General features: G+C 72.4%; 18 protein-coding genes. 13 read left to right on the top strand and 5 right to left on the bottom strand.

The features are described 5' to 3' along the window. Positions 1-473: 473 nt before the first annotated feature. The 4 genes from fbaA to ACIRO3_RS28835 all read left to right on the top strand — a co-directional run bounded on the left by fbaA (position 474) and on the right by ACIRO3_RS28835 (position 5,291). Complete coding sequence (gene fbaA, locus ACIRO3_RS28850; RefSeq protein WP_365997229.1) at positions 474-1,496, top strand: class II fructose-bisphosphate aldolase; 1,023 nt, start codon at positions 474-476, stop codon at positions 1,494-1,496. Between the two features lie 230 nt (positions 1,497-1,726). After that, a complete protein-coding gene (locus ACIRO3_RS28845) occupies positions 1,727-2,482 on the top strand; it encodes a ScbR family autoregulator-binding transcription factor (RefSeq protein ID WP_404141630.1) in 756 nt (251 codons plus the stop codon). Between the two features lie 111 nt (positions 2,483-2,593). Beyond that, a complete protein-coding gene (locus tag ACIRO3_RS28840; protein WP_404141629.1) occupies positions 2,594-3,283 on the top strand; it encodes a BTAD domain-containing putative transcriptional regulator in 690 nt (229 codons plus the stop codon). 85 nt (positions 3,284-3,368) lie between these two features. Further along, positions 3,369-5,291: a helix-turn-helix domain-containing protein gene (locus tag ACIRO3_RS28835; protein WP_404141627.1), complete on the top strand. Its 1,923-nt coding sequence runs from the start codon at positions 3,369-3,371 to the stop codon at positions 5,289-5,291. Between the two features lie 405 nt (positions 5,292-5,696). On the opposite strand, the gene ACIRO3_RS28830 is transcribed toward ACIRO3_RS28835, so the two are convergent. Next, positions 5,697-6,863, bottom strand: a complete 1,167-nt coding sequence (locus ACIRO3_RS28830; protein WP_404141625.1) for a transposase — start codon at positions 6,861-6,863, stop codon at positions 5,697-5,699. 145 nt (positions 6,864-7,008) lie between these two features. Between ACIRO3_RS28830 and ACIRO3_RS28825 the strand changes: the two genes are divergently transcribed. The 6 genes from ACIRO3_RS28825 to ACIRO3_RS28800 all read left to right on the top strand — a co-directional run bounded on the left by ACIRO3_RS28825 (position 7,009) and on the right by ACIRO3_RS28800 (position 12,649). Beyond that, positions 7,009-7,422 (top strand): DUF3151 domain-containing protein, encoded by a 414-nt coding sequence (locus tag ACIRO3_RS28825; RefSeq protein ID WP_053676967.1) that lies wholly within the window; start codon positions 7,009-7,011, stop codon positions 7,420-7,422. A 128-nt stretch (positions 7,423-7,550) separates the two neighbouring features. Continuing rightward, positions 7,551-8,396 (top strand): tryptophan 2,3-dioxygenase family protein, encoded by an 846-nt coding sequence (locus ACIRO3_RS28820; protein WP_361770275.1) that lies wholly within the window; start codon positions 7,551-7,553, stop codon positions 8,394-8,396. Continuing rightward, entirely contained in the window at positions 8,389-9,693 is a 1,305-nt protein-coding gene (kynU, locus tag ACIRO3_RS28815; protein ID WP_404141623.1) for a kynureninase, read from the top strand. Before ACIRO3_RS28820 ends, kynU begins: the two co-directional genes overlap by 8 nt. A 197-nt stretch (positions 9,694-9,890) precedes the next feature. Beyond that, positions 9,891-10,772 (top strand): alpha/beta hydrolase, encoded by an 882-nt coding sequence (locus ACIRO3_RS28810; protein ID WP_404141621.1) that lies wholly within the window; start codon positions 9,891-9,893, stop codon positions 10,770-10,772. Between the two features lie 97 nt (positions 10,773-10,869). Beyond that, on the top strand, positions 10,870-11,436 hold the full coding sequence (locus ACIRO3_RS28805; RefSeq protein WP_404141619.1) for a DinB family protein: 567 nt from the start codon (positions 10,870-10,872) through the stop codon (positions 11,434-11,436). A 94-nt stretch (positions 11,437-11,530) separates the two neighbouring features. After that, a complete protein-coding gene (locus tag ACIRO3_RS28800; protein WP_404141617.1) occupies positions 11,531-12,649 on the top strand; it encodes a glycosyl hydrolase family 18 protein in 1,119 nt (372 codons plus the stop codon). Between the two features lie 274 nt (positions 12,650-12,923). Here ACIRO3_RS28800 and ACIRO3_RS28795 read toward each other — a convergent pair whose 3' ends face one another. Beyond that, complete coding sequence (locus tag ACIRO3_RS28795) at positions 12,924-14,207, bottom strand: adenylosuccinate synthase (RefSeq protein ID WP_365998335.1); 1,284 nt, start codon at positions 14,205-14,207, stop codon at positions 12,924-12,926. A gap of 184 nt (positions 14,208-14,391) precedes the next feature. Between ACIRO3_RS28795 and ACIRO3_RS28790 the strand changes: the two genes are divergently transcribed. Then, positions 14,392-15,195 (top strand): diacylglycerol kinase, encoded by an 804-nt coding sequence (locus ACIRO3_RS28790; protein WP_361770257.1) that lies wholly within the window; start codon positions 14,392-14,394, stop codon positions 15,193-15,195. Positions 15,196-15,437: 242 nt separating this feature from the next. Here the strand turns inward: ACIRO3_RS28790 and ACIRO3_RS28785 are convergent, their stop codons facing one another. Then, a complete protein-coding gene (locus tag ACIRO3_RS28785) occupies positions 15,438-16,130 on the bottom strand; it encodes an alpha/beta hydrolase (RefSeq protein ID WP_404141614.1) in 693 nt (230 codons plus the stop codon). A gap of 191 nt (positions 16,131-16,321) precedes the next feature. Further along, complete coding sequence (locus ACIRO3_RS28780) at positions 16,322-16,804, bottom strand: MarR family transcriptional regulator (RefSeq protein ID WP_361770251.1); 483 nt, start codon at positions 16,802-16,804, stop codon at positions 16,322-16,324. A 72-nt stretch (positions 16,805-16,876) separates the two neighbouring features. Between ACIRO3_RS28780 and ACIRO3_RS28775 the strand changes: the two genes are divergently transcribed. After that, the gene (locus ACIRO3_RS28775) at positions 16,877-17,782 is read left to right on the top strand and encodes an ATP-binding cassette domain-containing protein (protein ID WP_404141612.1); all 906 of its coding nucleotides are present in this window, start codon (positions 16,877-16,879) and stop codon (positions 17,780-17,782) included. Positions 17,783-17,907: 125 nt separating this feature from the next. Beyond that, positions 17,908-19,518: an ABC transporter permease gene (locus ACIRO3_RS28770; RefSeq protein ID WP_404141642.1), complete on the top strand. Its 1,611-nt coding sequence runs from the start codon at positions 17,908-17,910 to the stop codon at positions 19,516-19,518. 80 nt (positions 19,519-19,598) lie between these two features. Here the strand turns inward: ACIRO3_RS28770 and ACIRO3_RS28765 are convergent, their stop codons facing one another. Beyond that, positions 19,599-20,801 (bottom strand): cytochrome P450, encoded by a 1,203-nt coding sequence (locus tag ACIRO3_RS28765; RefSeq protein WP_404141610.1) that lies wholly within the window; start codon positions 20,799-20,801, stop codon positions 19,599-19,601. Positions 20,802-20,903 lie beyond the last annotated feature (102 nt).

Here is a 20,903-nt window from a genome sequence, read left to right as displayed (position 1 = left end):
ACCCGAGTACGTCCAGTACACGGGTGCCCCTCCGCCTTGCCAGGCACGGCACCGGACACCGCGACCCCGACCGACAAGATCCGAAAGAGACGACCCAGGCCCTGCTGTCGCCAAAGTGCCACGGGTCAGGCGAAACTTTGACGCTGTCGTCGGAGTCTCGCCGATCCCGGATCGGTCGGCGCCGTCTCACCAGGCGGTCCTCGACGGTCGGGCGCGACCGGCTTCCGGCCGGCCCGACCAGGTGGGGACGAAGGTCCCCGAAGGCCCTCGAAGGCCCGGGGACGGGCTCTGACCTGCTCGTTCGTGGCCGGGCGGGATGTTTCACGTGAAACGTCCCGCCCGGTTTTCGCATGTGGCGTGGACGGCGGGGTGGAGTGTCGCGCGGAGTCTGGAAGGATGGGGGCGACGATGACGTCGCCCCCAGGTCAGGGCCCGCAATAAGCACACTCCCCGCACATCCAAGGAGCGGACAGATGCCCATCGCAACCCCCGAGGTCTACAACGAGATGCTCGACCGGGCGAAGGCAGGAAAATTCGCCTACCCGGCCATCAACGTGACCTCGTCCCAGACCCTGCACGCTGCCCTGCGCGGCTTCGCGGAGGCCGAGAGCGACGGCATCATCCAGATCTCCACCGGTGGTGCGGAGTTCCTGGGTGGCCAGTACAACAAGGACATGGTCACCGGCGCGGTCGCCCTGGCCGAGTTCGCGCACATCGTCGCCGCCAAGTACGACATCACGGTCGCGCTGCACACGGACCACTGCCCCAAGGACAAGCTGGACGGCTACGTCCGCCCGCTGCTCGACATCTCCGCCGAGCGCGTGGCCCGCGGCCTGAACCCGCTCTTCCAGTCGCACATGTGGGACGGCTCCGCCGAGACCCTGGCCGACAACCTGGCCATCGGCCAGGAACTGCTCGCCAAGGCCGCCGCCGCGAAGATCATCCTTGAGGTCGAGATCACCCCGACCGGCGGCGAGGAGGACGGCGTCAGCCACGAGATCAACGACGAGCTGTACACCACCGTCGACGACGCGATTCGTACCGCCGAGGCCCTGGGCCTGGGCGAGAAGGGCCGCTACCTGCTGGCCGCGTCCTTCGGCAACGTGCACGGCGTGTACAAGCCGGGCAACGTGGTCCTGCGCCCCGAGCTTCTCAAGGACCTCCAGGCCGGCGTCGGCGAGAAGTACGGCAAGTCCTCGCCGTTCGACTTCGTCTTCCACGGTGGCTCGGGCTCCACCGCCGAGGAGATCGCCACCGCGCTGGAGAACGGCGTCGTGAAGATGAACCTCGACACCGACACCCAGTACGCCTTCACCCGCCCGGTCGTGGACCACATGTTCCGCAACTACGACGCGGTGCTGAAGGTCGACGGCGAGGTCGGCACGAAGTCCAAGTACGACCCCCGCACCTGGGGCAAGGCCGCCGAGGCGGGCATGGCCGCGCGTGTCACCGAGGCGTGCGCCAACCTGCGCTCCACCGGTACCCGGCTGAAGTAGTCCGGCCCCAGCCGGTAGAGGGGTTCGTCGGTCCCACGGGACCGACGGGCCCCTTTCGCATGTCGGCCGCTTGCCGGCCCACATACCTGCCCGCGTGATACCCGCCCGGGTGCCGGAGCCCGTCGAAGGTGACATACGCCGGTGGACTGCCGCTCGGCCATGGTGTGGAATCTACCCACAGGAACGTACCCGCGGTTATGTAATGGCGGTGGGCAGGAGAGGCGGCAGCCATGAGGACGGAACGACCCCAGGTCAAGCAGGAGCGGGCGGTACGAACCCGTCTGGCCATCCTGCAGGCGGCGGCGACCGTGTTCGAGGAGCACGGCTACGAGGCGGCGAAGCTCTCCGACATCGTCAACATCGCCAAGGTCACCAAGGGCGCCCTCTACTTCCACTTCGACTCGAAGGACGACCTGGCGCAGGCCGTCGTGAACGCGCAGAACCAGGGGCAGCCGCGGGCCCTTCCCCAGAGCCACAAGGTCCAGGAGTTCATCGACATCGGGATGATCTTCTCCCACCAGCTCCGGCACGACGTGCTGATGCGGGCCAGCGCACGACTCACCCTGGACCGGCCCGGTCGCGAACTCGATCAGGCCGCTCCGTACACGGCGTGGATCGAGCTGCACACGGACGTGTTGGTGGAGGCGAAACGGCGGGGCGAACTCCTGCCGGACGTGGACCCGGTGGTTCCGTCGCGGCTGATCGTGGGCGCGTACGCCGGACTGAACAGGATGGCCTCCACGCTCGGCCTGGACCTGGACCCCCAGGCCTCGGAGCTGTACAGCCACGTCCTGCCGAGCATGGTGGTCCCGGCCCTGGCGATCCGGCTTGACACCGCACCGGGGCGGGGCGCCCGCGCGCTGTACGGTCCGCACGGCCGGCACGAGTGTCGGGTCGGCTGCCCGACCGGCGTTCCGGCCGGGATCCCGGCCGGCGTCCCGGCCGTGGTGGAGAGCGAGGGGCACGGCGAGCCCGTCTCGGCCTGACGCCTCGACCCGAGATCACCTTCCGACACCTCTTCCACGCTTTCCCCGGCCGCCTCTCTTCCCAAAAAGATCCTTCCGGGTATTATTTTTCTCCGGACCCGGGGGGAAGACGTGGACATCGAGCTGCTCGGAAAGCTGCGCGTCAGCGAGAACGGCGTGCCCGTCACGGCGCCCACGCCGGAGTCCCGCCACCTCCTGGCCGCCCTCGCCGCCTGCCCCGACCGGGTCGTGCCGATCCGTGTGCTCGCAGACGAGTTGGCCCATCGCACCCCGACCGTCAACGCCCGGTTCGTCCTGCTCACCGCCGTACGTCTGCTGCGCGAGCGGTTCGCCCGGGCGCAGGCGGTCGGCTCGGCGCGCGATGCCCGCACGGTCCTGGCGGCGCGGTCCGGCGGGTATGTTCTCGACACCGGCGGCGGCCGATCGGACGCCCAGGAGTTCGAACGGGAGGCGGGAGCCGGCTACCGCGCCATGAGCCGGGGCGACTTCGAACAGGCGGCCCGCAGGTTGCGCCGCGCCCTCGACCTCTGGACCGGCCCCGCCCTCGCCGGCATCGACGCGGGCCCCTGGCTGGCCGGACGCGTCGCCGGCCTGGACGCCGACCGGCGCGCCGTGCTCGGACAATGGGTCGAGGCGGAACTGTTCCTGGGACGGGACCGGGAACTGCGCCTGGAGCTCGCCGGACTGCGCGGCGGACACGAACGGTCCGGCGGCGCCTACCTGGCCGATCTGCGCCGCGCCGAACGACGGGTCGAGGCGCTGCGCGCGTCCCGCCCCACCCCGTGGCTCAGCCTCGTCTGAACCGGCCCCGCTTGACCCTCCGACACCCGGAACCTAGGTTCACGTTCCGGACGGAGAAGTGCTGGTCGGAGGGGGGAGGGGCAGGATGCGTGGAGACGGGGACGGCTCGCTGGCCGTACTGGAACTGCTCGTCGCGGAGGCCCCGCAGAGCGCCTACGACGCCCTGCTGCTCGAAGCCCGGGAGGCCGGCGCCGACAGCGAGGAACTCGCCCGGCTGACCCGGGCGGTGGACCTGTCCCACGCGGTGCGCAAGAACGCGAGGCGCCGTGAGCAGCGGGAGGCCGCGCTCACCGCCCTGGTCGACACCGCACACGACCTGACCTCGCCCTACGACATCGACGGCCTGCTGCGGCTGATCACCCGACGGGCCCGCCGGCTCCTCGGGTTCGACATGGCCTGGCTGTCGCTGAGCCGCCCCGACGGTTCGGCCTACGTACGGACCTCCGAGGGCGAGACCACCGCCCTGAACGTGGGCCTCGAACTCGGTACCGGCCGCGGCCTGGGCAGCATCGCCCAAGGCCGCCGCTCCGCGGTCTGGAGCGCCGACTACCTGGACGACGACGCCATCGCGCACGCTCCCGGCATCGACGCCGTGGTCCGGGCCGAGGGACTGCGCGCGATCATCGCGGTGCCGCTGCGACGCGGGGACTCCACCCTCGGCGCGCTCTACGGCGCCGACCGCGCCGTGCGGCGGTTCGGCCCCGACGAGATCGGCATGCTGCTCTCCCTGGCCGACCTGGCGGCCGTCGCCATCGAGAAGGCCCGGCTGCTGGAGCAGACCCGGGACGAGGTGCACGAACTGGAGGCCTTCGGCTCCCGGACCAACACCGCGCTCACCCGGGTCCGTTACCTGTGGGAGTGCCACGCCCGGCTGGCCGGACTGGTCCTGGACGGCGCCGGACTGCCCACCCTGGCGCGGGCCACCGCCGACGCCCTGGACGGGGTGCTCCAGGTACGGGACCCGGGCGGCCGGCCGTTGACCGTCACCGGCGAACTACCCGACCTGGACGAGGCATCGGTGACCAGGGCGGCGCTCCAGGCGCTGACCGACCGGCGCCCCGTGGGACTGCCCGGCGACGTGTGGTTGGCGCCGGTGCTGGCGGGCGCCGAGGACCTGGGCGTACTGCTGCTCAGCGCGTCCGCGCCGCTGGTGGAGGAGGACGTACGGCTGTTGCAGCTCGCGGCCCAGTCGGTGGCCTCGCTGATGCTCATCCAGCGCGGTACGGCCGCCGCGGAGGGGCCCGTGCACGAGGAACTCCTGGCCGACCTGCTGGAACGGCCCCACGCCGTCGGCGCCCACCTGCTGGACCGCACCCGTCGTCTCGGCCTCGACCTGGACCGGCCGCACGTGGTGGTGGTGGCCCGGCCGGAGGGCGGGGAACTCGGCAAGGCCGTCGCCTGGGCGTCCTCGTACGCGTACCGGATGGGCGGGCTCAAAGGGGTCCGCCGGGGCTGCATCGTGCTGGTCCTGCCCGGTACGGACGCTTCGGCCACCGCGCACCGGGCCTCCGGCGAACTGTCCCCGCTGCTCGGCCACGCCGTGTCCACCGGCGCCGCCGGACCCGCGGCCGGACCGGGCGACGTGGCCCGGGTGTACGCGGAGGCGGTGCGCTGCCTGGACGCGCTGACCGCGCTGGACGGCGCCGGGGGCACGGCCTCGCTGCGTGAACTGGGCTTCCTCGGACTGTTGTTGTCGGCCGACCACGACGTGGAGGCGTTCATCGCCTCGACCGTCGGGCCGGTCCTGGAGTACGACGCCGACCGCCGGGCGGACCTGACCCGCACCCTGGACGCGTACTTCGCCTCGGGCGGCAGCCCGACGCACGCGGCGGAGGAACTCCACGTGCACCCGAACACGGTGTCGCGCCGGCTGGAGCGGATCGCCGAACTCCTCGGTGAGGGTTGGCAGAAGCCGGCGCGGGCCCTGGAGATCCAGATGGCGCTCCGGCTGCGGAAGACGCGTGCGGTGCTTGACGCGCGGCGGTCGACGGGGTGGCGCGAGGCGTAGGGCTCCGCCGGTTGTGGGGGCGGGGCGGGGCGGCCGGGCGGGCGGATGGGCGGGCGTTGGGGTGCGGCGCCGTTGCGCGGAGCGGCCCCGGCTGCGCCGGGCTTTCGGGGCTCCGCCCCGGACCCCGCGCCTCAAACGCCGGCGGGGCTGGATGGGGGCGGTTCGGGGCCGGGTGGGGTCGGCGCCGCGCCTCGAACGCCGGCGGGGCTGGATGGGGGCGGTTCGGGGCTGGATGGGCGCGGCCCCGCGCCTCGAACGCCGGCGGGGCTGGATGGGGGCGGTTCGGGGCTGGATGGGCGCGGCCCCGCGCCTCGAACGCCGGCGGGGCTGGGTGGGGGCGGTTCGGGGTTGGGTGGGGGCGGCCCCGCGCCTCGAACGCCGGCGGGGCTGATGGGCCGGGGGTGGTCAGCAGGGGGTCGGGGTGGGGTGGCGGGGGCGGGGGAGCGGTCTGTTGACGGGGGTGGTCCGCGGCGCGGCGGGGAGGCCTCCGGCCTGCCACAGCGCCGCGTGCGCGATCGAGGCCAGCGTCACGTGCCGGTGCCAGCCCGCCGGCGACCGCCCGACGTAGTCCCGCAGCCCCACCCGGCCCAGCGAGGTGCCGGCGGCCCGGGACACCCGCCCCGTCTCCTTCGTCATCCGCACCAGCGCCGCCGGCGCGGCCCGCGTCAGGTCCGTCACCCAGGGCTGCACCGGCTGCCGCCGCGCCTCCGTCCACTCCCCGAACAGCAGCATCTCCCGCCCGGCGAACACCACCCGTACCCCCGCCACCAGGGAACTCCGTCGGGCCCCCGGCCGGTCCGGGTCCGCCCACTCCAGCGGTGCGCGCAGCCCCCGCACGCTCTGCAGGACGTCCCGCGCGGTCATCGGCGCCGACCCGGAGCCCGGCAGTCGTGCGTCCGCCAGGACCATCCGCGCTCCCGCGCCGGCCCGTGCCAGCAGCGGCACCCGGGCCCGGGCGAACCGGTTCACCGTGGCGCGGGTCGCGATGTCGGGTACGTCGAGCACCACGGGCCGTACGCCCGCGCCCGTACCCCGCACGGTCTCCAGGACCCCCGAGAGCGCGCAGGTCTCGTACGGCTCCTCGGCGTCGTCCTCCCGGTGCATCCGCCACCCCACCGGCGTGGCCACGCCCCCCGAGGTGAACCAGGTCCCGAAGGCCTGCTGCCCCTGGAACATCTGTCCCTGGTACGGGTCGAAACGGTTCCCCACGCCCGCCGAGTGCTCCCCGCCCCGCGGGATCGCCATCGGCTGCACCACCCACGCGTTCAGCGGCGCGGCCCGCATCAGGTACCGCGTCAGCGCGGCGCGGATCGGCTCCCACTCCCAGGTGGAGCCGGCGATGAAGTGGTGCAGGGCCTGTTCCTCGGCGGGCCCGCCGCCCCGGGTCTGGTGTGCCATGTTGCGGATCGACTTGCGACCCTCGACCGCGATCAGCCCCCGTACGTACTGACGACCCCGCTCCCGCTGGTCGCGCCGCCGCAACGACGGGAACACCGCGGCGCACAACTCCTCGACGACCTCGTCCAGCCGCTCGGGCCCCACGCCGATGCCCGAACCCGTGCCGGTGTCCACGACTTCCCCCCTTCGTCGATGCCTCCCTACCGTCCGCCCGGAACCCCCTGCGCGGGGAGGTGCGCCGGGCACACCCCTTCGCCCCGGCGTGGTGGGCACCCCACCACCGGCCCCGCGGCCGGGGTCGATACCCCAGACTGGGCGCATGTCGATTCACCAGAACCTGCTCGGGGGCCCCGCCCCCACCCACCTGCCCGACGAGCCCGCGCCCCGCGAGGCCCTCGCCGCCGGCACCCCCGCCGCCGAGGTGGCCGCCGCCCACCCGACGTCCTCGCTGGCCTGGGCCACCCTGGCCGACGACGCCTTCGCCGCCGGCAACACCATCGAGTCGTACGCGTACGCCCGGACGGGCTACCACCGCGGCCTGGACGCGCTGCGCCGCGCCGGCTGGAAGGGCCACGGTCCGGTGCCGTGGGAGCACGAGCCGAACCGGGGCTTCCTGCGCGCCCTGAACGCCCTGGCCCGCGCGGCCGGCGCGATCGACGAGAAGGCCGAGTGGGAGCGCTGCTCGACCTTCCTGCGCGACTCCTCGCCGACGGCGGCGGACACGCTCGCGTAACAGCCGGGCGGACTGCCCTAGAGGGGTTCCGGATCTCCTGCTTATGATGCGAGCAGGGGACCGGGGCTCCACTCACCCAAACGGAAGGAGCGGACCGCTACCCGGAAGCACGTGTCGAGGAGACAGAAATGTCGCAAGCCCTTGATGCCTCCGGAGCCGGTTCGGACACCCCGAACCTCGACTTCGCCGGCACCACCCCCTACGAGGACTACGTCCAGGCGGACGTCCTCACCCACCTCCAGCACCTCCGCTCGGACGACCCCGGCGAGATGGTCTTCCTGGTGACGACCCAGGTCATGGAGCTGTGGTTCACGGTCATCGTCCACGAGTGGGAGACCGCCGCGAAGGCGCTCCGCGAGGACCGGATCCCCGTCGCGATGGACGCGCTGAAACGATCCCTCCGCGAGCTGGAGGCCCTGAACTCCTCCTGGCGCCCGCTGGCGCAGCTCACCCCCGGACAGTTCAACGCCTACCGCGCTGCCCTCGGCGAGGGCTCCGGTTTCCAGTCCGCGATGTACCGCCGCATGGAGTTCCTGCTCGGCGACAAGGCCGCGTCGATGCTGGTCCCGCACCGGGGCGCGCCGCGCGTCCACGGCGAGCTGGAGAAGGCCCTCCACGAGCCCGGCCTGTACGACGAGGTGCTGCGCCTCCTCGCCCGCCGCGGCTTCGCGATCCCCGACTCCGTGCTCACCCGCGACCTGTCGAAGCGCTACGAGCCGTCCCCGGACGTCGAGGCCGTCTGGACGGCCCTGTACGCCGACCCGGACGCGCACCACGACCTGCACCGCCTCGGCGAGGTCCTGACGGACGTCGCGGAACTCGTCTGGCGCTGGCGCAACGACCACCTGGTGGCGACCCGCCGCGCGATGGGCGCGAAGACCGGCACGGGCGGCTCCGCGGGCGTGACCTGGCTGGAGAAGCGCGCCCAGAAGAACGTGTTCCCCGAGCTGTGGACGGCGCGCAGCCATGTCTGAGTCGATACCCGTGACCGCCGAGCCGCTCGCGGACCTGACCGCCGAGCCGATCGCGAGCCTGCCCGCGGCCGCGCCCGTCGACCTGTCCGTCGACCTGTCCGTCGACCTGTCCGTCGACCTGAGGGAGCGGGCCGCCGCGCTCGACGCCGCCGATGAGCTCGCCAAGCTCCGCGAGCGCTTCACCCTCCCCGAGGGGGTCGTCTACCTCGACGGGAACAGCCTCGGCGCCCTCCCGGCCACCGTCGCGGACACCACCGCCGACGTGGTCCGCCGCCAGTGGGGCGAGCTGCTCATCCGTTCCTGGGACGAGTCCGGCTGGTGGACCGCCCCCGAGCGGATCGGCGACAAGATCGCCCCGCTCGTCGGCGCGGCCCCCGGCCAGATCACCGTCGGCGACTCCACCAGCGTGAACCTCTTCAAGGCGCTGGTCGGAGCCGCCCGCCTGGCGGCGCCCGGCCGAACCGAGCTGCTGGTCGACGCCGCCACCTTCCCCACCGACGGCTACATCGCCGCCTCGGCCGCCCGGATGACCGGCCTCACGGTCGTCCCGGTCGAACCGGGAGAGGCCGCCGCCGCGATCGGGCCGGCCACCGCCGTCGTCCTGCTCAACCACGTCGACTACCGCACCGGCCGGCTGCACGACCTGCCCGCCCTCACGACGGCGACCCGCGCCGCCGGGGCGATCACCGTCTGGGACCTGTGCCACTCCGCCGGAGCGCTGCCGGTGGACCTCGACGCGCACGCCGTCGACCTCGCGGTCGGCTGTACGTACAAGTACCTCAACGGGGGCCCCGGCGCCCCGGCCTACCTGTACATCGCCGAGCGCCACCAGGAGTCCTTCGACTCCCCGCTGCCCGGCTGGAACGGCCACGCGGACCCCTTCGCGATGACCCCGGACTACGCGCCGGCGCCGGGCGCGGCCCGCGCGCGGGTCGGGACCCCGGACATCCTGTCGATGCTGGCCCTGGAAGCGGCCCTCGACGCCTGGGACGGGGTGCCGGTCGAAGCCGTCCGCGCCAAGTCCCTCGCGCTGACGGACTTCTTCCTCGCCTGCGTGGCCGCGTACGTCCCCGAGGGCAAGGTCGAGTCCGTCACCCCGACCGAGCACGCCCGGCGCGGCAGCCAGGTCTCCCTGCGCACCGACAACGCCCGCGAGGTCATGACCGAACTGATCTCCCGCGGCGTCGTCGGGGACTTCCGGGCACCCGATGTCCTTCGGTTCGGCTTCACCCCGCTCTACGTCGGTTTCGCCGACGCCGAGCGCGCGGCCCGGACACTGGGTCACATTTTCGGGTGACGGGTCCGGGGAGGTGGCGGCGAAACGTCACCTCTCAGGGGACGTCACAGGCGCGGGCGGAGCCGAGGCTCCGCCCGCGCCCTTTCTGTTCTCGCCCCGCCACGGAACGGTGCGTTCCAGCCTGATACGGTCCCGCTCTGCCGTAACACCGGAACATCTGTCCCCGCTGTCACACGCGTTACCGAGAGGTTGAGCCGATGACGGACCCCGGAGTCGAACGGGACGCCGCCGAGGCCGACTCGGCCTTCTCCCACCCCCCGGTCGAACCCGACGCCACCGCCGCGTACGGAGACCACCCCGACCAGCTCGTCGACTTCTACGCCCCGCGCGGGGACGCGGCCACCGGCTCGGCCCCCCTCGTCGTCCTCCTGCACGGCGGGGCCTGGCGCGCCCCGTACGACCGCCAACACGTCACCCCCTTCGCCGACTTCCTCGCCCGCCAGGGCTTCGCCGTCGCCAACGTGGAGTACCGGCGCGGGAGTTCACTGCCGCACCAGGGCTCCGAAGGGCCCGTCGCGGGTCGGTGGCCCGAGACCTTCGACGACGTCGCGGCGGCCATGGACGCGCTGCCCGGGCTGGCGGGCGCGGCGCTCCCGCAGGCGGACGTACGCAGGGTCGTCGTGACGGGCCACTCCGCCGGCGGCCACCTCGCCCTGTGGGCCGCCGCCCGGCACGTCCTGCCCGTCGGGAGCCCGTGGCGACTGTCTTCCGCGCCGCACCTGCGCGGCGTGGTGGCACTGGCCCCCATCGCGGACTTCACGGTCGCGGAGCAACTCGGCGTCTGCGGCGGAGCCAGTGGCCAACTGCTGGGCGGCACCACCAAGTTCTGGAACGAACGGCTCCCGTACGCCGACCCGGCCGCACTGCTCCCGACCGGCATCGCGACCGCGGTGGTCCAGGGCCGCGACGACATCGTGGTGCCGGAGGCCGTCGCGGAGGCGTACGTGGCGGCCGCCGCTCAGGCGGGGGAACTCGTCGGACTGACCCTGCTCGACGGTGTCGGCCACTTCCCGCTCATCGACCCGGCGGCCGACGCCTGCGCGGTGGTCTCCGAGGAAATCGCGCAACTGGCCTGGTAGCGGCCCGCCGCGCGGTGCGGCAACAGCGCGTCCCGCGCCACCGCGGCCACACCTCGACGTCAGAATCCGGTGGCGGACCCGGCGGCCACCGATCACCATGCGAGGCATGAGTGAGCAGCCCGAACGATGGACCCAGGCGACCGTCCACCCCGACATGTGGGCCGATCCGGCCGACGACCTGCGCAACAACGAGGACAGTCCGGACGGCGAGCTCGCGACGCTGCTGGACTTCCTGGCGAACTACCGCATCACCCTGCGGATGAAGTGCGAGGGCCTGGACCCGGGGCAACTGGCCCGCCGGTCGGTTCCGCCGTCGACGATGTCGCTGCTCGGCCTGGTCCGCCACCTCGTGGAAGTGGAACGGGACTGGCGCGGCTGGATCACGGACGGCGACCCGGTGCCCAAGCTCTACGGCGAGAAGGACGCGGACTTCGACGGAGCCGTCGCGGACCAGGCCGTGGTCGACGCCGCGTACGCCGACCTGGAGCGGGAGCAGGCCGCCACCGACGCCGCACTGGCCGAGCACCCGGACCTGGGCGCGCGGGTGGGCAAGGACCGGATCGCGGTGCGGGAGTTGATGGTGCACCGGATCGAGGAGTACGCCCGTCACTGCGGGCACGCCGACCTGCTGCGCGAGTGCGTCGACGGACGAGTGGGCCAGTGACGCGGGCCGGCCGCGCGGGGCGGCCGGCCGTCACCACTCCTCTGCCCGACGTGCCGTCGCCCGGTCCGGGCCCGCCCCGCGCCAGGGTCGGGTCATGAAGATCGCCCTGCCCACCGCGCTGAGCGCCGCCCTCACGGCCGTCACCCTCACCGCCGTCACCCTCACCCTGACGGCCGCGGTCCCCGCGCCGCTGCCCCACCTCGAAGCCGAACGCACCGTCTCCGCGTGGCTCCCCTGGTGGAACATCGAGGTCGGCTACCGGGACGCCCTGGCCCACGCCGACCAACTCCACACCGTCAGCCCGTTCTGGTACGCGACGTCCGCCACGACTTCCGCCACGTCCCCGTCCGGGGCCGTGGTCACGGGCGAGACCGGAGCCGGCGACCGCCGCGTCATCGACGGCCTGCACGCCAAGGGACTCAAGGTCGTCCCGACCGTCACCGAGAGCCTGCGCGCCCCGGCCATGGCGGACCTGATGAACGACCCCGCCCGCCGGACCGCGCACGTGGACGCCCTCGTGGCGGTCGCCACCAGCCGCTCGTACGACGGCCTCGACCTGGACTACGAGGTGATGACCGAGACGACCGACCCGGCCCTGCGCGAACGGGTCCGTACCGGCTACAACGCGCTGACCGGCGAACTCTGCGCCCGCCTGCACGCCCTGGCCAAGAGCTGCGTCGTCACCGTCATGCCCCGCACCCGGGACACCGACCCGGCCTTCGACTACGCGCACCTCGGCGCCGTCGCCGACCGGCTGCGCATCATGGGCTACAACCTCCACAACGCCCTTCAGGCGCCCGGCCCGCTGTCCTCGACCGCCTGGTACGAGGAGTTCCTCACCTACGCCACGGCCCACGTGCCCCGCGACAAGCTGGAGGTGGCGCTGCCCGCGTACGGCTGGAACTGGACGGTGGGCTCCACAGCCCGCGCCCGCCACGTCACGTCACGGGAGGCCGAGGCCCTGCGGCGCGACGTCGGCGCGGACTACGCACTCGACGCGGTCTCCGGCACCCCGCACTTCGCGTACACCGACGACGAGGGCGAGGAACACCAGGTCTGGTACCAGGACGCCCGGGGCGCGACCCGCCACCTGGCCGTACTGGACCGCCACGGGGTACGGGGCGCCGGCCTGTGGGCCCTCGGCTTCGAGGAGCCGCAGCTGTGGAACGCCCTCGCCGCTCGACCCGCGGCGCCCGTGCGGAAAGCGGGTTGAGCGAGGGGCCAGGGGCAGGGGGCGGCGAGAGACGCCACCCGGTATTGAACGAACCGCGCGCGCGCGACGTGACATCAGGGGGCCCGCGTAACGGCGGCCGGCCCCGATGACGACGGGTCCGGGATGAATCCGAGCGGAGGGCGGGACGGATGGCGGTGCGGACGGCGGAACGCATGGCGGGGACGGCCGGGTGGACCGCTGGTCGCCGGTACGCCGAAGGGCGGGACGCGTGACGCGTCCCGCCCTCCGGTCGGACCAGCCGACGCGCGTGTTCCTACAGGAACGAGTTGATCTGGATCGTCTCGGTGCGGCCGGGGCCGACGCCGATCGCCGAGATCGGAGCGCCCGACATCTCCTCCAGGGCCTTCACGTACGCCTGGGCGTTCTTCGGAAGGTCGGAGAACGTCTGGGCCTTGGTGATGTCCTCGGACCAGCCGGGCAGGTTTTCGTAGATCGGCTTCGCGTGGTGGAAGTCCGTCTGCGAGTACGGCAGCTCCTCGACGCGCTTGCCGTCGATCTCGTACGCGACGCAGACCGGGATCTCCTCCCAGCCGGTCAGCACGTCCAGCTTGGTGAGGAAGAAGTCCGTCAGGCCGTTCACGCGGGTCGCGTAGCGGGCGATCGGGGCGTCGAACCAACCGCAGCGACGGTCACGGCCGGTGGTCACACCGCGCTCGCCACCGATGCGACGCAGCGCCTCGCCGTCCTCGTCGAACAGCTCCGTCGGGAACGGGCCGGCACCGACACGCGTCGTGTACGCCTTGAGGATGCCGATGACACGGCTGATCTTCGTCGGGCCGACGCCCGCACCGGTGCAGGCGCCACCGGCCGTCGGGTTCGAGGAGGTGACGAAGGGGTACGTGCCGTGGTCGACGTCGAGCAGCGTGCCCTGGCCGCCCTCGAAGAGCACGACCTTCTCCTCGTCGAGCGCCTTGTTGATGATGAGGGTGGTGTCGGCGACGTACGGCTTGATCTGCTCCGCGTACTGGAGCATCTCCTCGACGATCTGCGCCGGGTCGATCGCGCGGCGGTTGTACAGCTTCGCGAGGAGCTGGTTCTTGCCCTCCAGCGCCGCTTCGACCTTCTGCGTCAGGATGGACTCGTCGTACAGGTCCTGGACGCGGATGCCGACACGGTTGATCTTGTCCGCGTAGGTCGGTCCGATGCCGCGGCCGGTCGTACCGATCTTCCGCTTGCCCAGGAAACGCTCGCCGACCTTGTCGAGGGTCACGTTGTACGGCGTGATCAGGTGGGCGTTGCCGCTCAGGAGCAGCTTGGAGGTGTCGATGCCGCGCTCGTTGAGCCCACGCAGCTCGGAGAGGAGTACGGCGGGGTCGACCACGACACCGTTGCCGATGACCGGGGTGCATCCGGGGGAGAGGATTCCGGAAGGCAGAAGGTGCAGTGCATACTTCTGGTCGCCGACGACGACCGTGTGGCCGGCGTTGTTGCCACCCTGATAGCGCACTACATAGTCAACGGATCCACCGAGCAGGTCGGTGGCCTTTCCCTTGCCCTCGTCACCCCACTGAGCTCCGAGCAGCACAAGAGCGGGCACAGGCGTACACCTCTTCCGGATGGGGCATGTCCAAGGTCAGGGGGCGTACGACGATGTACACCGCAGGCTGAGCCGTCGGACCGGTACCCCGGAATAGACGAAGGCCCTGGCGCAATAGCGCAAGGGCCTCTTGCACAAAGATGCTACCCGAGGAAGGACCGAGGTGTCGGCTCCAGAGCCCACCATGAGCCATGCGGGCGCGCCGGTAGGCGGCCTGCTCGTGCTCGTCGACCCGGTCGCCCGCCGTCTCGACGGCGAGTCCGTGCGGATCGCGAAAGATGTGTTGTGTGCCGCGGCGCACGCGAAAGTTTCTCTTCCCGACTCTCCGGAGGAGTTCGCGCGGGCGCTGGCCCGCCGCGGTCATCGGCGCCCCGTGATCGTCGGCGACGACCGTGCGCTGGTACGCGCTGTGACCCTGTTGCACCGTTCGCGTGACCTCGGCGGGGAGCCCCTGTCACTGATCCCGGTGGGGCCCGTCGGCTCCCTCGGGCTCGCCCGCTCCCTGGGCGTGCCGCTGTCGGCGGTGATGGCCGCACGCGCGGCCCTCGACGGCGTCGTGCGCCACCGGGACCTGCTCGTGGACGACAGCGACGGGGTGGTGCTCGGAGGCCTGCGGATCACGCCGCCGCCGCGCGCCACCGCGCCGGCCGTACGGAAGTACCGGTCGCTGCTGCGCCTCCTGCTGCCGCCCTCCCCGGCCCCGGCGGGCAAGGTGCACCGGCTGCGCGTGGAGGTGGACGGCGTGGTGCTCGCCGACGTGGACCACCCCGTGGAGGAGGTCTCGGTGACCACGCGGGAACCGGGCGGGCCCGCGGAGGTCGTGGTGCGGCTGGCCGGGTGCCCGACCCGGACGCAACGGGCCACGGCGGTCACGGTCTCCGGGGCGGACTTCCGCTACCGGGCCGACCACGCGGGCGTCACCGGCCCGGTACGCCGCCGGACGTGGACGCTCCGTCCGGGAGCGTGGGCGCTGACCCTTCCTCGGTGAGGGGCAGCCCGGCGAGGGGCTTCCCCGGTGAGGGCGGCGGGGGCGGGCGCCCGGGCGGGCCCTGCGGGAGCTGCACGCTCTGCGGGCGCTGTACGCCCTGCGGGAGCTGTGCGGCGTCGGGGTGGCCTGCCGCGCGCTGCGGGAGCTGTAGGCCGCCGCGCGCTGCGTAAGTTGCGGGAGCCGCGCCCGCGGGGCCCCGGGGCGCGCAGGGCCGCGTACGAGGCCGCGGTCGTGCGGGTCGGTCAGCCGATCTGCTCGGCCGCCGTTTCGATCAGGTCCGTCACCGGTCCCGGCTGCGAGGCCAGGGAGGCGTGGCTCGCGTCCAGCTCGATGGTCTTGCGGGGGTTCAGCCGGGCGGCCATCCGCCGCTCGTTGTCCGGGTGGATCATGCGGTCGGCGGTGGACACCTGGTACCAGGACGGCTTCACCCGCCAGGCGGGCGACGAGACGACGTCCCCGAAGGTCGACGCGAGCGGCGCCTTCTGCGTGACCGCCATGACCAGGGCCTCCTCGGGCGACAGGTCCTGCGCGAAGCTCTCGCGGAACTCGTCCCGCTTGACCCACAGATAGCCGTCCGAGTCCGGGGCGATGTTCGCGAACGCCTCGGGCGGGTGTTCCTGGCTGAGCGATCCGGGGCTCTCCCCGGAGTCCGGCGCGAAGGCGGCGACGTAGACCAGACCGGCCACGTTCGGCAGGTCCCCGGCCTCGGTGATCACCGCGCCGCCGTACGAGTGACCCACCAGCACCACCGGCCCGGAGATCTGCCGGACCATCTTGCGGGTGCGCTCGGCGTCGTCGGCGAGCGAGGTCAGGGGGTTCTCCACGGCGTACACGGAGCCGAAGCCGCGGCGGTCGAGTTCGGTGATGACCTTGGCCCAGTGGGCGGCGCCGCCCCAGAAACCGTGGACCAGGACGATGACGGGCTTGTCAGCCATGGGTTCCCTCTCGGGTTCTCGGTGCCCCGGGAATCGCCTGATGCGGGGTGGCGCCCACGCTAGGCAGCCCATGAGCGCCCCGCCACCGCAGCGTCCCGCGACGCTCACGCGCTGTCATGATGGCTACGGCTACGGCTACGGCTACGGCTACGGCTACGGCTACGGCTGCGCGGCCACGGCTACGGCTACGGCTACGGCAGGTCGAGCGTCGCCCGGTGGTCGCGCCAGCGGTCCATCAGGCCGTGCAACTCGTGCTGGAGGAACTCGAAGAACGCCGCCGTCTCGGCGACCCGGGCCCCCGCCGGCGAACCCGTGCCCAGGCCCGCCGCGCCCTCCCGGAGGGTCTTCTCGAACAGGGTCAGAGCCTGGTCCCGCCGGGTGAAGGTCTCGTACCAGAGCTCGTTGTGCAGCACGTACCGGTCGCGCCGGGAGCCCGGCTCGCGCTCCCGGCTGACCATGTTCACCTGCGTCAGGTACGAGACCGCCCCGGACACCGCCGCCGGGCTGATCTGGAGGGCCTCGCCCAGTTCCGCCGAGGTCATCGCCCCCGCGTCGCTCGCCAACAACTGCGCGAAGACGCGGGAGGCCATGCGCTGCATGCCCGCCTCGGTCAGCTGCGCGGCGAACCGCTCCACGAAGCGGGATACCGCTCCCTCGTCCCGTTGCACGCTCATGTCCGCCACCCCTCCGACTTTACGTGATTGGCTATCTTCACAATTTTGTGAAAGTAGCGTACGTTCGGAAACATGATGAAGGCAATCGGCGTCGCCGGACTCCACAAGGCGTTCGGCCGCACCCAGGCACTGGACGGACTCGACCTCGACGTCAACGCCGGCGAGGTGCACGGCTTCCTCGGCCCCAACGGCGCCGGCAAGTCCACCGCCATCCGGGTCCTGCTGGGCCTGCTGCGGGCCGACTCCGGAACCGCCACGCTGCTCGGCGCGGACCCGTGGGCCGACGCCGTCGCGCTCCACCGCCGCATCGCCTACGTCCCCGGCGACGTCACTCTGTGGCGCAACCTCTCCGGCGGCGAGGTCATCGACCTCCACGGCCGGCTCCGGGGAGGCCTCGACCGCGCCCGTCGCGCCGAACTGATCGACCGCTTCGAACTCGACCCGACCAAGAAGGGCCGTACGTACTCCAAGGGCAACCGGCAGAAGGTCGCCCTCGTCGCCGCCTTCGCGTCCGACGCCGAACTCCTCATCCTCGACGAGCCCACCTCCGGCCTCGACCCCCTCATGGAGGAGGTCTTCCACAGCTGTGTGAACGAAGTCCGCGCCGCCGGGCGCACCGTCCTGCTCAGTTCGCACCTCCTCGGCGAGGTCGAGGCCCTCTGCGACCGGCTCAGCATCATCCGCAAGGGCAGGACGGTTGAGACCGGCACCCTGACTGACCTCCGGCACCTCACCCGTACGTCCATCAGCGCCGAACTGGCCGCGCCGCCGAACGGCATCGCGGACCTGCCGGGCGTGCACGACGTGGAGGTCCGGGGCCTGACCGTCCGATTGCAGGCGGACACCGACACGTTGGACGCCGTGCTGCGCTCCCTCACCGCCTCCGGGGTGCGCTCGCTGACCGCGACGCCCCCGACGCTCGAAGAGCTGTTCCTCCGCCACTACAGCGACGACGTCACGGTGGGCGCACGGTCATGACGAACCACACGACGAACCACACGACGAACCAGACGACGAACGAGACGACGAACGAGACGACGAACCAGACGACGGTCCGGGCGGCACAGGCCCGTATGGCGGAGGCCCGTCCAGGAGAGGCCCGCATGAGGGAGGCCGACAAGGCGGGCGGCCGTGGCGCACCGCAGGGGCGACTCGCCGGGACGGGCGGCCTCCTGCGCCTCGCGCTGCGCCGCGACCGGGTGCTGACGCCCGTCTGGATCACGGTCGTCGCGCTGATGGTGCTGAGCATGCCCGCCTCGCTCGACTCCGTGTACGCCACGGCCGCCGAACGGGCCGAACTGCTCGTGACCATGAACGGCAACGCTTCGCTCCGCGCCCTGTACGGACCCGCCTTCGGCGACTCGGTCGGCGCCCTGACCGCCTGGAAGGGCGGGATCTTCGCCGGACTGCTCGCCGGGGTCATGAGCCTGGTCATCGTGGTGCGCCACACCCGCGAGGAAGAGGAGACGGGACGTCAGGAGCTGCTCTCGGCCGCCATGGTCGGACGCCGGACCCCGCTCACGGCGGCGCTCCTCGCCGCCCTCGTGGCCAACGGTCTCGTCGTCCTGCTCGTCGCCGTCGGCCTCGTCGGGCGCGGGGCGGGTGGTGCGCTCGCCCTCGGATTCGCCATCGGTGCGACGGGAATGCTCTTCGCGGCGTCGGCCGCCATAGCCGCTCAACTCACCGAGAGCGCACGGCTCGCGAAGGGCCTCACAGCCGCTCTGATCGGCGCCGCCTTCGTGCTGCGCGCGGCGGGCGACGCGGGCACCGCCGACGGCGCGTCGGCCCTGACCTGGGCCTCACCGTTGGGCTGGCTGGAACTGGTACGGGCCTTCGCCGCCGAACGCTGGTGGGTGCTCGCCCTGTTCGTCGCGGCCACGGGCGCGCAGATCGCGGTGGCGTACGCGCTCGCCGACCGCCGGGACCTCGGCATGAGCTTCCTGCCCGCCAGGCCGGGCCCGGCGGAAGGCCGGATCGGCAGCGCGGGGGCGCTGGCCTGGCGGCTCCAACGCGGCGGCCTGGCCGGATGGAGCCTCGGGTTCCTGGTGGTGGGCGTGGTCTTCGGCGGGATGGCGGAAGGAGCGGCCGAACTGGTCGGGGACAACGCCAAGTCCCGCGAGATCATCGAGCGGATGGGCGGTACGGGCGCGCTCACCGACGCCTTCCTCGCGACGATGGCCGGGATGCTCGGCATGGTCGCCGCCCTGTACATCGTCTCGGCGGTGCTGCGGCTGACCGGCGAGGAATCGGGACAACGGGCCGAACCGCTGCTGGCCAACGCCGTCGGCAGGCTGCGCTGGGCCGCCGGTCACCTCGCCGTCGCCTTCGGCGGCTCGACCCTGATCCTGCTGCTCGCCGGGCTGGGCCTGGGCGTCGGCCACGGCTCGGACATCGCCGGGTCCGTGGGCGCCTGCCTGGCCCTGCTGCCGGCGGTCTGGGTGATCGGGTCGCTCGCCGTCCTGCTGCACGGCGCCGTCCCCCGGTACGCGGTCGCCGCCTGGGCGGTGGCCGGAACCGCGCTGGCACTGGGCTGGGTCGGGCCGGCACTGAACCTCCCGCAGGGCGTCATGAACCTCTCGCCCTTCGCCCACCTGCCGAAACTCCCGAGCCCGGAGCCGATCGCCTGGGCGCCGCCGCTCACCCTCACCGCCCTGGCGGTGGCCCTGACGGCCGCCGGCCTGACCGCGCTGCGCCGCCGGGACATGACCACGTGAACAGGCTGGACATGGCGAGGTGAACAGGCGGGACGTGACGACATGAACAGGCGGGACATGGCGATGTGAAGCGGACGGGTTCAGAACTCCACCACCAACTCCCGTAGTCCCCTGATGACATACCCCTCCCGCCACTGCGGCTCGCGGACGAGCCGCAGTGGCGGGATCGTCCGCGCCAGCAGCGCCCCGAACGAGGCCGCCAGCTCCAGCCGCGCCAGCGGCGCCCCCAGGCAGTAGTGGATCCCCGCCCCGAAGGTCAGATGGGGATTGTCGGTCCGCGAGAGGTCCAGTTTGTCCGGGTTCTCGAAGCGTGCGGGGTCCCGGTTCGCGGACCCGAAGAGCAGTGCCACCTCGGCTCCGCGCGGGATGACGGTGTCCCCGACCCGGAGCTCGTCGAGCACCCATCGCTCGAACATTTGTAGGGGTGTATCGAATCGCATGAGTTCATCCACAGCTGTGGACAACTTTTCGGGACGCGCGCGAAGGTCCGCGAGCCGGTCGGGATGGCGGAACAGCGCCCACCACCCGTTGACGGTCGTGTTGACGGTCGCCTCGTGTCCCGCGTTCAGCAGGAGTACGCAGGTGGAGACCATCTCCTGTTCGCTGAGTCGGCCACCCTCATCGTGAGCGGCGATCAGCCCGGAGATCAAATCCGAACCGGGCCGCTTGCGCCGTTCTCCGATCAGCGCCCGCAGGTAATCCCCGAACTCCACACTCGCCGTGACGGCCCGTCGGGCTGTCGCCTCGTCGGGCCGCAACTCGAACATTCCGCAGATGTCCGAGGACCAAGGCCGCAACAGCTTCCTGTCCGCCTCCGGAACGCCCAACAGCTCCGCGATCACCGCCACCGGCAGCGGCTCGGCGACCGCCGTCAGCAAGTCCCCGCCCCCGTCGGCCAGCAGCCCGGCCGCCAACTCGCCCGCCAGTCGTTCCACCGCCGGCGCGAGCCCTTCCACGGTGCGCGGGGTGAACGCCTTCGCCACCAGCCGGCGCACCCGTGCGTGCGCGGGATCCTCCAGGTCCAACAGGCCGTTGCCATTCAGGACGTGGAACGGCTCGCGCTCCGGCGGCGGTGCCTGCCGCCCGAACTCCTCGTGCGAGAAACGGTGCAGATACGTCCGACCCAACCGCCTGTCCCGCAGCAGCGCACTCACATCGGCGTAGTGCGGCACCAGCCACTGCCCGGTCGCCTCCGACCACACCGCCCGCCCCTGCTCCCGCAGCTCCCGGTAGGCGGGGTACGGATCGGCGACGAAGGCGGCATCCCACGGATCAAAGCCCATCCCCGCACCCTAGGGGCGGATCACACCTCCCGACCGGAGTTCTGGATCACCTCCACGAAATCCCCCGGAACGGCCCCGCGTCCGCCGGCGATCCGTCGGGAC

It is taken from the genome of Streptomyces sp. NPDC102278 (assembly GCF_044766345.1).
In the GTDB taxonomy this organism is placed as follows: Bacteria; Actinomycetota; Actinomycetes; order Streptomycetales; family Streptomycetaceae; genus Streptomyces.
This window is presented reverse-complemented; position numbering and strand designations above follow the sequence as displayed.